Raw genomic sequence first — 311 nt, 5'->3', positions numbered from 1 at the left:
GACACGGACGCCGGGAACGAGTACAACACGGGAAGCGGTATCACAGGAGGTAACCTGGAGATCACGGACGGTGGCGGCACCGAGTCGGTCAACCTGATCAGCGGTGATGCCAACAACAACATAACCGCAGGTTCCGATGGTGCACTGTACCTAAATGTGGCCTCCGTATCGATAGCCGAGACCAACACCGCCTTGTCCTTCAACAGTTCCACTGGTGAATTGACCTATGCCAACGAGTTGGGGAACAATCCGGCGGTTGATATTTCAAGTCTTGATGACAGTGCCGGGGTTGCGGCCAATGCAAGCGACAT

General features: G+C 55.3%; 1 protein-coding gene. It reads left to right on the top strand.

The genetic code is table 11. From position 1 onward, the window contains the following. Positions 1–311: hypothetical protein (locus A7D14_RS20070; protein WP_176712424.1), on the top strand; the 311-nt coding region annotated here is incomplete at both ends.

Origin of the sequence: Allomuricauda sp. CP2A, from assembly GCF_001683915.1 — a bacterium.
Lineage (GTDB): Bacteria > Bacteroidota > Bacteroidia > Flavobacteriales > Flavobacteriaceae > Flagellimonas.
This window is presented reverse-complemented; position numbering and strand designations above follow the sequence as displayed.